The organism is Stenotrophomonas sp. YJH_SMC_131, assembly GCF_059367975.1.
This window is the reverse complement of sequence record NZ_JCAFRJ010000008.1, coordinates 56,012-71,381: the sequence shown is the minus strand read 5'-3', so window position 1 is coordinate 71,381 and position 15,370 is coordinate 56,012. Positions and strand designations below refer to the sequence as shown.

Annotated in this window: 10 protein-coding genes; 5 read left to right on the top strand and 5 right to left on the bottom strand. The window is 68.5% G+C overall.

From position 1 onward, the window contains the following. Positions 1 to 105: 105 nt before the first annotated feature. The 3 genes from AC5P56_RS16370 (at position 106) to AC5P56_RS16360 (ending at position 7,163) form a co-directional block, all read left to right on the top strand. Positions 106 to 5,847: an ESPR-type extended signal peptide-containing protein gene (locus tag AC5P56_RS16370; protein ID WP_495231809.1), complete on the top strand. Its 5,742-nt coding sequence runs from the start codon at positions 106 to 108 to the stop codon at positions 5,845 to 5,847. Between the two features lie 61 nt (positions 5,848 to 5,908). After that, positions 5,909 to 6,751 (top strand): OmpA family protein, encoded by an 843-nt coding sequence (locus AC5P56_RS16365; RefSeq protein WP_049440882.1) that lies wholly within the window; start codon positions 5,909 to 5,911, stop codon positions 6,749 to 6,751. Between the two features lie 148 nt (positions 6,752 to 6,899). After that, positions 6,900 to 7,163, top strand: coding sequence for a DUF6959 family protein (locus AC5P56_RS16360; protein ID WP_223224455.1), 264 nt, complete (start codon positions 6,900 to 6,902; stop codon positions 7,161 to 7,163). 80 nt (positions 7,164 to 7,243) lie between these two features. Here AC5P56_RS16360 and AC5P56_RS16355 read toward each other — a convergent pair whose 3' ends face one another. Further along, positions 7,244 to 8,071 (bottom strand): class I SAM-dependent methyltransferase, encoded by an 828-nt coding sequence (locus tag AC5P56_RS16355; RefSeq protein ID WP_032962545.1) that lies wholly within the window; start codon positions 8,069 to 8,071, stop codon positions 7,244 to 7,246. 63 nt (positions 8,072 to 8,134) lie between these two features. Here AC5P56_RS16355 and AC5P56_RS16350 point away from each other — a divergent pair, with 63 nt between their 5' ends. Then, positions 8,135 to 8,542, top strand: coding sequence for a MerR family transcriptional regulator (locus AC5P56_RS16350; protein WP_262217522.1), 408 nt, complete (start codon positions 8,135 to 8,137; stop codon positions 8,540 to 8,542). A 73-nt stretch (positions 8,543 to 8,615) separates the two neighbouring features. Here AC5P56_RS16350 and AC5P56_RS16345 read toward each other — a convergent pair whose 3' ends face one another. The 3 genes from AC5P56_RS16345 to AC5P56_RS16335 form a co-directional block, all read right to left on the bottom strand. Then, entirely contained in the window at positions 8,616 to 9,332 is a 717-nt protein-coding gene (locus tag AC5P56_RS16345) for an MgtC/SapB family protein (RefSeq protein WP_014647448.1), read from the bottom strand. A 101-nt stretch (positions 9,333 to 9,433) separates the two neighbouring features. Beyond that, positions 9,434 to 11,206, bottom strand: a complete 1,773-nt coding sequence (locus tag AC5P56_RS16340) for a chloride channel protein (protein WP_046431088.1) — start codon at positions 11,204 to 11,206, stop codon at positions 9,434 to 9,436. Between the two features lie 62 nt (positions 11,207 to 11,268). After that, positions 11,269 to 13,350: a TonB-dependent receptor family protein gene (locus AC5P56_RS16335; RefSeq protein ID WP_495231808.1), complete on the bottom strand. Its 2,082-nt coding sequence runs from the start codon at positions 13,348 to 13,350 to the stop codon at positions 11,269 to 11,271. Positions 13,351 to 13,481: 131 nt separating this feature from the next. On the opposite strand from AC5P56_RS16335, the gene AC5P56_RS16330 reads away from it, so the two are divergent. After that, positions 13,482 to 14,402, top strand: a complete 921-nt coding sequence (locus AC5P56_RS16330) for a M14 family metallopeptidase (RefSeq protein ID WP_046431082.1) — start codon at positions 13,482 to 13,484, stop codon at positions 14,400 to 14,402. 87 nt (positions 14,403 to 14,489) lie between these two features. Here AC5P56_RS16330 and AC5P56_RS16325 read toward each other — a convergent pair whose 3' ends face one another. Further along, positions 14,490 to 15,341, bottom strand: a complete 852-nt coding sequence (locus AC5P56_RS16325; protein WP_014647444.1) for a LysR family transcriptional regulator — start codon at positions 15,339 to 15,341, stop codon at positions 14,490 to 14,492. Between the last annotated feature and the right edge of the window lie 29 nt (positions 15,342 to 15,370).

Sequence of the window (15,370 nt, the reverse complement as noted above, 5' to 3'; positions counted from 1 at the left end):
CCGGATTGAAGTGCGCCGCCACCGTTGCAACCGCTGAAATGTCAGTCACCTGCCTAACGGCAAGTCCACTGACATTCCAGTTGTTCGCCTACGGGGGAAATGCTCATGAACCGCATCTACCGGCGTGTATGGAACCGCCAGCTCAATGCTCTGGTTGTGGCCTCGGAACTGGCCACCGGCGACAGCGGCGGCGGCGCCGCACGCGATCCGCGCGCCTTCCTGCTGATGCCCACCGCGCTGGCCCTGGCACTGCTGTGCGCGCTGGCCAGCGGCCACGCAGGGGCATCGGAAACCAATCAGTCGCTGCGCGACCTGCAAGCGCTTGCGGCGAAGTATGCGCAGCCGATGCCGGTCAAGGTCGACGCGGAAGTGGCCTTGGCTGCCGCCGCGCGACAGGCGCAGAGCAGCCCCGCGATCAGTGCGGACGCTCGCCTGGGCCTGCAGTTGAACACCACATCGCTGCCGGTGGTGCGTGACGTATTGCCGGCCGCCGTGCAGGTGAAGCTGGCAGCGAACACCACGCCGAAGCAGGTGGCCGTGCCGGCGCTGGCGGCCGATGTACGCGCCACTGTCGGCCTGGGCAACACTGCGATCAAGGCGGCACAGGTGGATGCATCGCTGGCAGCGCACGTTGCGCCGGGCGCGCAGGCGCCGCTGGGCGTGGCTGCCGATGCGCGCGCCAGGGCCAAGGTCGGCATCGCTGGCCATCAGGTCGCTTCGATCGATTCGGGTGCCCAGGCGGCAGCGGGCCTCAGCGGTTCGTCCCTGAAGGCCTCTGTCGACGGCGACACCGACGCGCATCTGGCGGTGGCTGGCCATCACATCGAGGGGCAGGGCCAGGCCCGGGCGACGGCGGCGGTCACGCTGCCGGCCAAGGAGGAACTGCCGGGTGACACGCATGATCGCGCCATCAGTGCCGCGTTCGATGCCGGCGCCGCGGGCAAGGTGCGCGTGCAGGCGCCGGACGGCCAGGAAGTAGTCGCCGATCGCAACCTGAAGCTGGCCGGGCAGGCAACCGTAGCCGCGCAGCACAGCGCGCTGGGCGTCGGCGGTCTGGTGGGCGGAGCAGTGGATGCTGTCGGCGGGACGCTTCACGGTGCCGCGGGTGCGGTCGGTAGCACGGTGGGTGGTGCGCTGAACGGCACCGTTGGCACGGTTGGCGGCGCAGTGGGCGGCGCTCTGAACGGTACTGTCGGAACAGTCGGTGGCGCAGTGGGCGGTGCACTCAACGGCACAGTCGGCGCGGTCGGCGGTGCAGTGGGTGGCACGCTCAACAACGCGGTGGGCGCAGTCGGTGGTGCGGTTGGCGGTGCACTGAACGGCACGGTAGGCACGGTCGGTGGCGCAGTGGGCGGCGCTCTGAACGGTACTGTCGGAACAGTCGGTGGCGCAGTGGGCGGTGCACTCAACGGCACAGTCGGCGCGGTCGGCGGTGCAGTGGGCGGCACGCTCAACAACACAGTCGGCGTGGTCGGTGTTGCAGTTGGCGGTGCACTGAACGGCACGGCAGGCACAGTTGGCGGCGCCGTGAGCGGCGCGCTCAACAACACGGTCAGTGCGGTCGGTGGTGCTGTGGGCGGAGCTCTGAACGGCACCGTTGGCCAGGTCGGCAGCGCAGTGGGCGGTACGCTCAACAACACGGTCGGCGCAGTCGGTGGTGCAGTTGGCGGTGCTCTGAACGGCACGGTCGGCACAGTTGGCGGCGCAGTCGGCGGTGCACTGAACGGCACCGTCGGTACCGTCGGCGGTGCGGTGGGCGGAGCTCTGAACGGCACCGTTGGCCAGGTCGGCGGCGCACTGGGTGGCACGCTCAACAACACGGTCGGCGCAGTCGGTGGTGCAGTTGGCGGTGCTCTGAACGATACTGTCGGTACTGTCGGTACTGTCGGCACTGTTGGCAGTGCAGTGGGCGGCGCGCTCAACAACTCGGTCGGTGCGGTCGGTGGTGCTGTGGGCAGCGCACTGAACGGCACTGTCGGTACCGTCGGCAGTGCAGTGGGTGGTGCGCTCAATGGCGCGGTTGGCCAAGTCGGCGGCGCCGTGGGTGGCGCTCTGAACGGCACTGTCGGTACCGTCGGCAGTGCGGTGGGTGGCGCTCTGAGCGGCACCGTCGGCCAGGTTGGCAGCGCGGTGGGCGGCACGCTTAGCAATACCGTCGGCACGGTCGGTGGTGCAGTGGGCGGCATTCTCAACGGCACCACCGGTAGCCCCGGCACAGGCCTGGGCGGTGTGCTGGGAAGCACGCTGGGCAACGTCGGCAGCGCGGTGGGCAACCTGCTCAACGGCAATCTCAATGGCACTGTCGGCAACCTGGGCAGCGCCGTGGGTGGCCTGGTGGGAGGCACGCTGGGCAGTCTCGGCCTGACCCAGCCGTCGGCGATCCCGCCGACCAGCCCGAAGGCACCGGCGCCGGCCGACCCGAATGCCGGCCTGATCATCGGCACCGGTGGCCTGGTCGGCAATGTCGGCCAGCTGATCGGGCCGACCACCACCAGCCTGTTCGGCGGCAATGGCTACCTGAGCAATGGCAATCTCAAGCTCAGCAATGCCAACGTGATGCAGACCTATTCGACGGTCAATGTGCTGGGCCTGCCGGTGGTGAACCTGTCGCCGGTCGGCAGCACGCTCAACGGTCTGGGCGGCGCGGCCACGGGCGGCAGCTCGCACCTGACCCTGATCGGTGGCGTCACTTCCGACAGCTACATCTACAACATCAACAACGGCAATCCGGGTGGCCTGCTGGGCCTGCTGCTGCCGAAGGATTCCCCGGCCTGGGCGGCCAAGTGCCTGGACATCGCGCTGGCCGACATCTCCTGCTGGGCCGTCAACGCCGCACAGGACTACCAGGTGCTGATGGGCGATGGCGCCTTCGCCAACGGCTCGAAGGAAGTGGTGATCGGCGCCAACGCACGCCATGAACTGCCGAAGGTCGATGCCAATGTCGCCTTCCCCGGTGATGGCGTGAACGATCCCAGCAACCCGACCGGCGTGCCGACGGCTGACTATGCCGCGCGCATGGGCCACTCGGTCATCGTCGGCGACAGTGCCGCCGGTACCGCCAACGGGCAGACCCTGCTGGGTGCCGAATCCACCTCCAACCAGGCCAACTCGGTTGCGCTGGGCTACCGCTCGGCCGCGCTGCGCGGCGCGCAGGCCAGCTACAGTGCCTACGGTCTCACCGCACCGCAGGTCTCGGCCGGTGAAGTATCGGTGGGCACCGCCGGTGGGGGCGAGCGCCAGATCACCAACGTGGCTGCGGGCAGCGGCAACACCGACGCGGTCAATGTAGCGCAGTTGAAGGGGGCCATCAGCCTGATCAATGGCGTGGCCGATGCCGCGGTGACCTACGATCTGGACGCCGGCGGCAATCCGAACTATCGACGGGTCACCCTCGGCGCAGGCACCGGCACCACCACCATCGGCAATCTCGCCGCCGGTGCGGTCACCGCGGGCAGCCTCGAGGCCGTCAACGGTGGCCAGCTGGCGGCAACGAACAGCGCGATCGCCAGCTTCTTCGGTGGTCGTGCAGCCTTTGACCCGGCCAGCGGCATCTTCACCGCACCGCTGTTCGAGATCAGCACGATCTCCACCACCGGCGCCATCGCCCAGGGCCTGTACACCAACGCCACCGATGCCTTCGCGGCGGTGGATGGTTCGCTGGTCAACCTCAACACGCAGATCACCGATATCCGCAACGGCGGTACCAAGTACCTGCGGGTGAACTCGACCGGTACCGAGGCCGTGGCCAGCGGCGCCGATTCGATCGCGGTCGGCACCAATGCGCGGGCGACGGCAGCCAACAGCATCGCAGTGGGTGCGGGAAGCCTTGCCGATCGTGCCAACACGGTTTCCATCGGTGCCGCTGGCGCAGAGCGTCAGGTCATCAACGTGGCGGCCGGTACCGCGGCCACCGATGCGGTCAACGTGGGACAGCTGCAGGCCTCGGAGCAGGGGGCACTGCGCTATGACCTCAACGCCGATGGCAGCGTCAACTATGCCAGCGCCACGCTGGGCCAGGCCGGCACCGCCACCACGCTGCGCAATCTCGGCCCGGGCCAGGTCAGCGCCACCAGCAGCGAGGCCATCAACGGGGCCCAGCTGTTCGCCGCCAACCAGGCTGTGGCCACCCACCTCGGCGGTGGTGCTGCGGTCAGCGCCAGCGGCGTGCTGACCGCACCGACGTACTCGATCAACAACGTCGCCGCCAACGGCACCGTGACCAAGGGCAGCTACACCGACGTCGGCACCGCCTTCGATGCGGTCAGCAACTCGCTGGCCAACGTTGCCGACCAGACCGGCGAGATCGACAAGCTGGCCGTGAAATACGATGTCGACGGCAGTGGCAACGTGCTCAACAGCGTGACGCTGACGGGCACCGGTACCGGTGCGGTGAAGATCACCAACGTCGCCGCCGGCAGCATCCTGGCCGGCAGCAGCGACGCCATCACCGGCGACCAGCTGTTCAGCACCCACAGCACCATCGCCAACTACTTCGGCGGCACCACTGCCTACAACGGCACCACCAACGCGTGGACCGCGCCGACGTTCAGCATTTCCAGCATCGCCACCGATGGCACCTTCACCAGAGGCGATTACAACAACGTCACCGCCGCCTTCACTGCCGTCGATGGCTCGCTGAAGGTCCTCAACCAGCGCATCACCAACGGTGGCGGTGGCAGTGCCTACCTGGCGGTGAACTCGACGGCGGCCGCAGCCACCGCGGCCGGTGCGGAAGCGGTGGCGGTCGGCCCGCAGGCCAGTGCAGCCGGTGCCAACAGCGTGGCGGTCGGCAACGGTGCCAGCAGCAGCGCTGGCAACAGCGTGGCACTGGGTGCCGGCTCGGTGGCCAGCGTTGGCGCACAGAGCGGCTATACCGGCGCCTACGGCCAGACCGGTGCCAGCAACTCGGCCGGTGAGGTCTCGGTCGGCAGCAGCGGCAGCGAGCGCAAGATCACCCACGTTGCCGACGGCTCGGACACCTACGACGCAACCAATGTCGGCCAGCTGAAGAACGGCGTGAATTACGCCATCGACGAGTCGAAGAAGTACACCGACCAGAAGATCCAGAACATCACCAACGTGGCGGGCAGCTTCCGCGCCAACAACACCAACAACCTGGCCGATCCGTCCGCCAGCGGCGCCAACTCCGCCGCCGGTGGTGCAGGCTCCACTGCCGCCGGTGCCAACTCGACCGCGCTCGGCAATGGTTCACAGGCGCAGGCCGACAACTCGGTGGCATTGGGTGCAGGTTCGGTGGCGAACCGGGCCAACACGGTCTCGGTGGGTGCCAGCGGCGCCGAACGCCAGGTGGTCAACGTGGCCGACGGCTCGCAGGCCACCGACGCGGTCAACGTGCGCCAGCTGCAGGCGTCGCAGCAGGGCACCATCCGCTACGACACCACGGTGAACGGTGCGACCAACTACAACAGCGTCACCCTGGGCAGCACCAGCAGCGGCCCGACCACGGTGCGCAACGTTGCCGCTGGCACCGCCGGTACCGACGCGGTCAACGTGGATCAGCTGAAGTCGGGCATGGCGCAGACCCTGGACTGGTCCAAGGCCTACACCGACGAGCGCATGGGTGGCTTCGAGCGCGACCTGCGCAAGACCGACAACCGTGCTTCGGCCGGTATCGCCTCGGCGATGGCCACCGCAGCGCTGCCGCAGCCCAGCGAGGCGGGCCGCAGCATGGCCTCGATCGCGGCTGGCAGCTACAACGGCGAATCGGGCGTGGCGCTGGGCATCTCCGGTGTATCCGAAGGCGGGCGCTGGATCTACAAGTTCAGCGGTTCGACCAACAGCCGTGGCGAGGCCGGCGTGGCCGTCGGTGCCGGCATCCAGTGGTGATCCCCGCCGCCGGGCCGCGCCCGCGGCCCGGCATCGCGGAAACGTCTACAGGGGGAATGACATGAAACAGCATCGCATCGCCCGCGCCGGCCAACATGCCGCTACGCTGGGCCTGATCCTGGGGATGGGCCTGCTGGCCGCCTGCCGCAGCCATGCGCCGGCCACCGACGGTCCCGTCGAAGCCACCGCCGTGCAGTTCCCGGAGGCCTCCAGGGCCTCGTTGAAGGAAGGCATCTATCCGGACGCCGCCGACCTGCGCCGCTTCGCGCCGGGCATGAGCAAGCGGCAGTTGTACACGCTGCTGGGCACGCCGCATTTCAATGAAGGCATGTGGGGCGTGCGCGAGTGGAACTACCTGTTCAACTTCCGCACCGCGCAAGGTGCGGAGTATTTCACCTGCCAGTTCCAGGTCCGCTTTGACAGCAAGGGCATTGCCCAGGCGGGTTACTGGAAGCCGGAATCGTGCGCGGCCGTGCTGGAGCCGCCGCGGCCACCGGTCCCGCCGGCACCGGCACCGGCACCGCTGCCGGAACAGCCGCTGCGGCTGTCGGCCGACGCGTTGTTCGGCTTCGACAGCGCGGTGCTGAGCGCGGAAGGGCAGCAGGCGGTGCAGGGCATCCTGGCGCAGGTACGCGAAGCCGCACAGGTGCAGTCGATCAGGGTGACCGGCTATACCGACCGTATCGGCAGCGCCAGCTACAACCAGTCGCTGTCGCAGCGCCGCGCCGAGGCCGTGCGCAGCGCGCTGGTGCAGGGCGGCGTGCCTGCGGCCAGCATCAGCGCCGAAGGACGCGGCGCGGCTGAGCCGATCGTGCAGTGCGGGCAGCGCAACCGGCGCGAGCTGATTGCCTGCCTGGCGCCGAACCGGCGCGTGCAGATCGCCGGGATGGCACAGCCACGTTGACCCTCCTGCGCCGGGGCGGTGCCCCGGCATCCCGAGTCCCCCCTGACCGCCGGCAGGCGTGGCAACGTCTCCCCCGTCGTCCACGCCTGCCTGCGGCTCAGGTCTTCAAACGGTGCACGCGATGAATGCCCAATTCCTGCCACTCTCCATGAAGACGGAAGCTACGCTCAGCGTGTACGGCCAGCTCGGCAACCATGCCGTGGTGCGCATCCCGGGCCGGCGCCTGCCCGGCCTGATCCTGCAGGCCGATACCGTGGCAGGGTTCCTGGCCCAGCTGCAGGAAGCACAGGCCTGCCTGCGCAGCGGCCGCGCACAGCGCACCGACGCCGAGCTGGACATGCTGATCGACGTGCTGCAGCAGTGGTACGCCTTGATCGAATCGCGCCTGGCCGACGCCGGCGAGGCGCTGTAAAGAAAAAGGGGACGGAGGGGATTAAGTCGTTTCCTGCACACGCGGGGCAAGAACGACTTAATCCCCTCCGTCCCCTTTTCCTACGCGCGGGCGCGGACCAGCCAGCAGGCGGCATCCACGCGTACGCGGTCGCCTTCGATGAACGGCGCGAATGCAGCCAGCGCCTGGTGGCGAAGCACGGCGGCACGGGCTTCCGGCATTGAGCGCAGGGCCAGCCCCAACGGGCCCAGCTGGCCGACATAGGTGGGCAGGTCTTCGCGGGCGATCGAGCAGGGCAGGTCTACCGCAACCACCTCCACATCCTTCCAACCAGCGGCCCGCACAAGCCGCTGTACCTGCCCGCCGTCGGCAAAGGCGAACTGTCCCGGCGCGCCGGGTACCCGGGGCGGCAGATCCAGTGCATCGCCGATGGCGCGCTCGGCCGTGGTCATGAATGGATTCTCGTCGGCACTGCGCCAAGCGATGAAGCGCAGCCCAGCGCCGGGTGTCGCGGCACGATGCAGGTTGGCGAACGCGGCCTGGCTGTCCTCGAAGAACATCACGCCCAGCCGCGACTGGATCCAGTCGAAGTGCGCGGACGGCAGAGGATGGCGCTGCGCGTCTGCCACGATGAAGTCCGCGTCCAGTCCCGCAGCCTCGGCGCGCTGGCGGGCCAGCGCCAGCATCGGCGCGGAGATGTCCAGGCCGGTGCTGTGTGTCGCCGGGCGTGCGGCGGCTGATGCCAGCAGGCTGGCACCGGTACCGCAGCCTACATCCAGCAGTTGCGTGACGGTCTCCGGAAGTTCGGCCACCAGCAGGTCGGCCATGGGCTGGAACAGGCCATCGAGAATGGCCTGCTGCGCAACCCAGACCTGGCCGCCAGGACCGTTCCACAGGGCGCTCTGATCAACGGGGGGTGTACGGGTCATGGTCTTGCCTTGCAGGGAAGTCGCCCATAGGTTGGCGCTTGAAGGTCACTTGAGGTCAAGCCCGTGCGTGAACTGGATATCGGCGAAGTGGTCAAGCGCAGTGGCGTGCCGGCCTCGACCCTGCGTTACTACGAACAGCTTGGGCTGCTGCAGGCAGTGGGCCGTCGCGGCCTGCGCCGGCAGTACGACGAGCAGGTGCTGGAGCGGCTGGCACTGATCGGCCTGGGCCAGGCAGCCGGGCTGTCGCTGCAGCAGATCGGCGCATCGCTGCCGCCGCAGCGCGGATGCCTTACGCTGGATCGTGAGGCCCTGCTGGCGCAGGCTGATGTGCTGCAGCAGCAGATCATCCAGCTGCAACGGGTACGCCGGCACCTGCAACGTGCGGCGGCCTGCCCGCAGGCAGAGGATGCCCGGAAGTGCGGATCGTTCCGGAAGCTGCTGCGGGCACAGCAGCGCATGGCGGGTGGGTGAGAGAAGCGTATCCACGCATGGCGTGAATCCACTGCAGCACGACCTCGGCAGATCCACGCCCTGCGTGGATGAATCAATCGCGGGTGCTGACTTCCCACGTGGCATGCAGCACCCCCGGCACGTGCTCCATCCGTGCCAGCACCAGATCCAGCTCGTCGGCACTGACCGCGGTACTGACCAGGACCGCGATCACGTCGGTAGGCGCGTCGGCATGCTCGACCACCTGCACATCGCCCACCGGATACTGCGCGGCCTCCAGCGCATCGACCAGTCGCTCGCGCACCCGCGGTACGGCTTCGGCATCCACGCTCAGGCGCACTTCGTAGGTGGCTTCGGTCGCCGCCTCGTTGATCGGGATGCGGTTGATCGCATTCACCAGCGGCCGCAGCAGCGTGTTGCCGGCGATGATCAGCACGGTCAGCAGCACGCCCTCGGCCAGCATGTCCGCGCCGGTGCAGCTGCCGACCGCCGCCGAGCACCACAGGGTGGCGGCGGTGTTCAGGCCGCGCACGTTCATGCCTTCCTTCATGATCACGCCGGCGCCGAGGAAGCCGACACCGGAGACCACGTAGGAGATCACCCGTACCGCCTCGGCGCTGCCGGCGATGCGCATGCCCAGGTCGACGAAGGCGGCGGCGCCCACTGCCACCAGCACGTTGGTGCGAAGGCCGGCGGTGCGTTGCCGGTACTGGCGCTCGGCGCCGATCAGCGTGCCCAGCACGAAGGCGGCCAGCAGGCTGACCACGGTGTCGGCGAAGGGACCGGCCTGGAAGGTCTCAATGAAGCGCATGGCCGGAGTCTACCCGGTCGAGGTGACAGTAGATCCACGCCATGCGCGGATTTCGAAAGTGTCAGAAACGACTTAATCCCCTCCGTCCCCTTTTGGCGGGGTCAGTCGGTGTCGTCGACGCGCTCGCCCATCAGTTCGCGCTGGCGCTTGTCCAGTTCCTCGGCGTAGCGCTTGCGGACGAAGGCTTCAGAGACCACGCCCAGGACCTGGCCGTCGGCGGCGACCACGGCCAGTTCATCGGCCTGGGTCTGGTCGAAGCGCTGCATCACGCTGACCACGTCCGCGGCCGGTGACAGTGACACGTCCCGGTTCTCGGCCAGCTCGCCGATCATGGTCTCCGGCTTCACGCCGTCGCCGTAGACGCGCGGAATCTGCACGATGCCTGCGTAATGGCCTTCGCTGTCGATCAGGATCACCCGGCTGCCCGAACCCAGCGGGAAGCGCTGGCGGAACGTGGCGGCATCGAGATCGGCCGGCGCGGTAGCCACGCCCTTGCGCATCAGCCGGCCGGCGTTGAGGTTCTGCACCCAGCCCACGTCGCGTGCGCTCTTGATGGTCTCGCCGCGCAGGTGCATGCGCCAGGTCGAGAACGAATAACCGAACCACTGCCGTACCAGCGTGCTGGAGACCAGCACCGCACTCATCACCACGCTGGTCAGCAGGAAGTCGTGGGTGCCTTCCAGCACCAGCATGGCCATGGTCATCGGTGCGCCGACCACGGCGGCGGCCAACGCTGCCATGCCAGCCAGCGCGGCGGACGTGGCATCGATCACCGGCACACCAGTGGCCATTGCCAGCAGGCCGGCGAACAGGGCGCCGACCAGGGTGCCCATGAACAACGAGGCGAAGAACAGGCCGCCGCGGAAACCAAACCCGAGCGAGATGCCCGAGGCCAGGCACTTCAGGGTCAGCAGGCCGCCGATCCAGATCAGCGGCAGGTGCGTGGTCAGGTCCAGGTGCAGCGCGCCATGGCCGGACGACAGCACCTGCGGGCTGGCCAGGGCCAGCGGAATCAGCAGCAGGCCGCCCACCACCGGCCGACCCCAGGCAGGCAGCGGGCTGCGCTTGACCGTGCCTTCGATCGAGGCGATCAGCCGCATCACCGCGATGCCGACCATCGCGCAGCAGCAGCCAAGCAGGCCGTAAATGGCGTAGTCGGCGGCGCGGACATCAATCGTCGAGGCAGCCGGCAGCAGGTAGGGCTCGATGCCGGCCTGGTCGGCCACGAATGCACCTGCCAGCGCGGCCACCGCCACTGGCGCCAGTGCGGCCGGGGTGTAGGCGCCGATGACGATCTCGAAGGCGTAGAACGCGCCGGCCAGTGGCGCCCCGAAGGCGGCCGCGATGGCACCGGCGGCACCGGCGCCGACCAGGATGCGCACGTCGTTGCGGCGCAGGCGCATCACCCGGCCCAGCTGCGAGCCGCTGCCCGCTCCCATCTGCGTATACGAAGCCTCCAGCCCGACCGAGGCGCCGCAGCCATTGGACAGCAGGGTCTGGGTCAGCACGATGAGGTTGTCGCGCATCGACATGCGCCCGCCATGCAGGGCATTGGCTTCGACCGCATCGAGCAGGGGCCGCTTGAGCCGGGTCGCGGCCAGGCTGACCAGGCCGACCAGCAGGCCACCCAGCGGCAGCACCAGCAGTGCGGTCCAGGTCAGCGCGGGCAGGGAGCTCAGGCGCATGCCGTCGTCCAGCCCGTACAGGGTGCCCTGCAGCCAGCGTGCGATGCCGGACTGCAGCAGGGTCAGGTAGCCGGCGATCAGGCCGACCAGCAGGGCAAGCGCGATGAACCACAGGTCGCTGCCGCGCAGGCGCAGGCGCAGGCCCTGGAAGGCCAGATGCAGGCGCGATGGCGAAACAGGCAGTGACATGGTGGCGGCATGATACGCCGCCACCGTGGTCGCCGCCGTCACTGCATCGGGCGGTTACCGCGTCAGAAGCGGTAGCGGCCCTGCACGTAGAAGGTGCGTGGCGCAGCCACCATGCGGCCGGCGTTGCCATCGACGTTGCGGGTGTACCAGCGCTTGTCGGTCAGGTTGTTCACGCCCAGCGCGATCTCGCTGTCGTCCAGCCCCGGCACCTGCCAGGCCACCTGCGCGTTCCACAGGCGCACGCCCGGCACGCGGCCCACGCGCGCGTCAGCGGTTTCTTCCCAGGTGTTGGCGGCATCGGAGAACTGGCCGCTCTGGTGGGTGCTGGAGACATTGAAGGTCCAGCCGGCCAGTGCGTAGCGGGCGCCGACGCTGTCGGTGTCGCGCGAGTAGAAGGGCACGTCCAGGCCGCGGTTGTCACCGGACTGCTGGATCGCCTGGGTCCAGGTGTAGTTGGCGTACAGCTCCAGCCCGGCCAGCGCACTGTCCTCGGCGAAGTGGTACTCCAGCGCGCTCTCCACGCCCTTGTGGTCGGTGGCACCAATGTTCTGGAAGGTCGGCGGGGTGATGCCCGGCACCTGCAGGATCTGGTTGTCGAAGCGCATCTTGAACACGGTCACTTCCGCGCGCAATGCACCGTCCTGCCAGCGCGCGCCCAGTTCGGCGGTCTTTGCCACTTCCGGTTTGAGCGGATTGCTGGCGGTCTGGGAATTCAGCTGGATGTTCTGCACCGGCCCGAACGAGGTGGTGTAGTTGCCGAACACAGTCAGCCGCGGCGTCAGCAGGTAGGCGATGTTGAGCGAGGGCAGGGCCTTGTCGTTGCGGCTGCTGAAGGTCGCCGTGCCACCGGCCTGGCGGCGGTCCATGTCGATCCATTCCATGCGCACGCCCGGGGTGATCCGCCACTGGCCGAGCGCGATGCGGTCGTCGATGTAGAACGCATGGGCATCGGTCGCGTTGTCGAAACGGGTGGTGGCACTGGCCACGCCGGTGCGGCGGCTGACGGTGTAGCTGCGGTCGTTGCCGCGCTCGCGCAGGAAGCGGTAGCCGGCGGTGATGTCGTGCACGCTGGCGCCCCAGTGCAGGCGCTGGGTGTAGCGCGGCTCGATGCCAAGCACGCGGTAATCGCGCGGCTGCACGGTCAACTGGGTATTGGCCGTGTTGATCAGCGAGCTGGCGCGGCTGCTTTCGTTGTAATAGGCCAGCACCTCGAACTCGCTGTTGGCCGACAGCGTGTTGGTGTAGCCCAGGTCGATGCCGGTGCGGTGGCCCTTCCAGAAATCGGTGGAGCGGGTGTTCTGGAACGGGTCGGCCTCGTATTGCGCGCGGGTCAGGCCGCCCGGGGTCAGCGAGCGCACATCGTAGTACGACAGCTTGGCACGCAGTTCCTGCTGCGCGTCGATGGCATAGGCGAACTTCAGCGCCAGGTCGTTGAAGCGGTCATCGCTGCCCTGGCGCCAGCCACGCCCGTCCTGGCCGGAGTACAGCAGGGCCGCGCCCAGGCCGTTGTCGCCGGTACCGCCGAGGAAGGCGTTGTACTGGGTGCTGTCACCGCCGCCATGGTCGTAGGCGGTGTAGCGCACGCCCGCTTCGCCGTGCAGGCCTGCCTCGGTGGGAATGGCGCGGGTGCTGAAGTTGATGATGCCGCCCACGTTCTGCGGGCCGTAGCGCACCGCGCCGCCGCCGCGCACCACGTCGATCGATTCGATGTTGGACAGGCTGGTCGGCGCGAACGACAGCTGCGGCTGGCCATACGGCGCCACCGCCAGCGGTACGCCGTCCAGCAGTACGGTCGAGCGCGGCGAGTAGCGCCCGGTCAGGCCGCGCACGCCGATGTTCAGCGAGACCGAGCTGCCGGCCGTACCGGAGTTGTCGGTGACCTGCACGCCGGGGATGCGGCGCATGGCATCGCCGATGCTGGCCGCGCCGCTGGCCTCGATGCGCTGGCGGTCGACCACCGTGCGCGCGCCGGCGAAGCGCTTCACGCTGTCATGCAGGCCGGTACCCAGCCAGCTGCCAGAGACCTGGATGCTGTCGAGCGTGGTAGCGCCGTCCTGGGCGAAGACGCTGGCGGCCGGAAGCAGGCACAGGGTGAGGGCGGCGGCCAGGGGCAGGCGGGCCGGTTGCAGGGCGTGGATGGGCATCGGTGCAGGCTGTGGAAGGTCGTAAATGAGAATTATTGCTGATTCGATTCGCCAATGGAATGCGCGTCGGGTTCATGCCGTTGACCCGGTGGTAGAGTGGGCGATTGCTTCCTGACTCGCCGAGATCCGCCATGTCCCAAGCCGCCTTCTACCCCGTCGGAACCCCTGGCCAGCCGTGGGGAGCGGCGGAACGGGAGCTGTGGCGTGGTCGCCAGCAGCGCCTGCGTCGCTATGACCAGGAGGTGCTGCCGCGCATCGAAGCGCTGGCCTCGCGTTTCGACAAGGTGGCCTATGGCCAGCTCGACTACGCTGGCGAGACCTATACGTTGTTCGCCCTGCGCAGCCGCGACTGGAACCCGGCGCTGCCCGCCGCGCTGGTTACCGGTGGCGTGCACGGCTATGAGACCAGTGGCGTGATGGGCGCGCTGGAGTTCCTCGAAAAGCACGCCGCCGACTATGCCGGCAAGGCCAACCTGCTGGTGGCGCCGTGCGTGAATCCGTGGGGCTTCGAGCGCATCAACCGCTGGAACTTCGATGCGATCGACCCGAACCGCAACTTCCGCGCCGATGGCCCGGCCCGCGAGTCGACCGCGCTGATCGAGCTGGTTGCACCGATCAAGGGCCAGTTCGTGCTGCACATCGATCTGCACGAGACCACCGACAGTGATGAAAGCGAGTTCCGCCCGGCGCTGGCCGCGCGTGACGGCAAGCCGTTCGAGCCGGGCCTGATTCCGGATGGCTTCTACCTGGTGGATGACAGCGAGGCCCCGCAGCCGGCGTTCCAGCAGGCGGTCATTGCCGCCGTGGAGAAGGTCACCCATATCGCCCCCGCCGACGACAAAGGCGAGATCATCGGTTCGCCGGTGATCGCCCACGGCGTGATCGAGTATCCGCTGGTGAAGCTGGGCCTGTGCGCCGGCATTACCGGCGCGAAGTACACCACCACCACCGAGGTCTACCCGGACAGCCCGCGGGCAACCCCGCAGCAGTGCAACGACGCACAGGTGGCAGCGGTGTGCGCGGCACTGGATTACGCGCTCGCCCATCGCTGACAGATAAAAAGGGGACGGAGGGGATTAAGTCGTTTGTGCCCCAGTACCGCCGGGGCACAAACGACTTAATCCCCTCCGTCCCCTTTTTCACCCCAACGCGTCGGCCCACCACAGTGCGGCTGGGCCTGGCGGCGTGTCGCGTCGCCACAGCAGGTCGCTGTGGATGCGCCGCGGCCAGCCCGGCAGCACCAGTTCCACCAGCCGCCCACGGTCATAGCGCTGCACCAGCGCCCGCGGCAGTTCGGCCCAGCCGATGCCGTCCTCGGCCATCTCCATCACCATCAGGTAATCGGTGGCGGTCCACGCGAGGCCGGTGACCAAGCGGGTCTGATCGACTTCCGCGCTCAGGCGCACCTGCCGATGCCGTGCCAGTTGTGCGGCGGCGCGACGCCCGGCGCTGGCCAGCGGGTGTCCGCGCGCCACGTACACCGACAGTTCGCTGTGGTGCGCCAGCGGCCGCGCCACCAGCCCATCGGGATAGCGCTCCTGCCTGGGCAGCAGGCCCAGCGCGGCGCGGCCGCCGCTCACCCGTTCCAGCACGTCCTCGCCTTCGGCATCCAGCCACTCCAGCTCGATCTCCGGGAACGCTTCGGCGAAGCGCTGCAGGATCCGCTGCTCCGGATCCAGCTGGTAGACATCGGAAAACACCACGGTCAGGCGCGGCTCGACCGGCGCGGACAGGCGCACGCTCAACTGCTGCAGGCGCGCATCGGCGGCCAGGATTTCCTGTGCGTGCCCCAGCACCTGGCGCCCGGCCTCGGTCAGCCGCGGGTAGCGCCCGCTGCGGTCGAACAGGCTCACGCCGAGGTCGGCTTCCAGGTGGGCAATGGCGGTGCTGACCGTCGACTGGGTCTTGCCCAGCCGCCGTGCCGCGGCCGAGAACGAGCCCAGCGCGGCGGCTTCCACGAAGGCCTGTAGGGATTCAGGGGAATAGGGCATTGATCCATCGCTCCTGTCGATGGAATCCA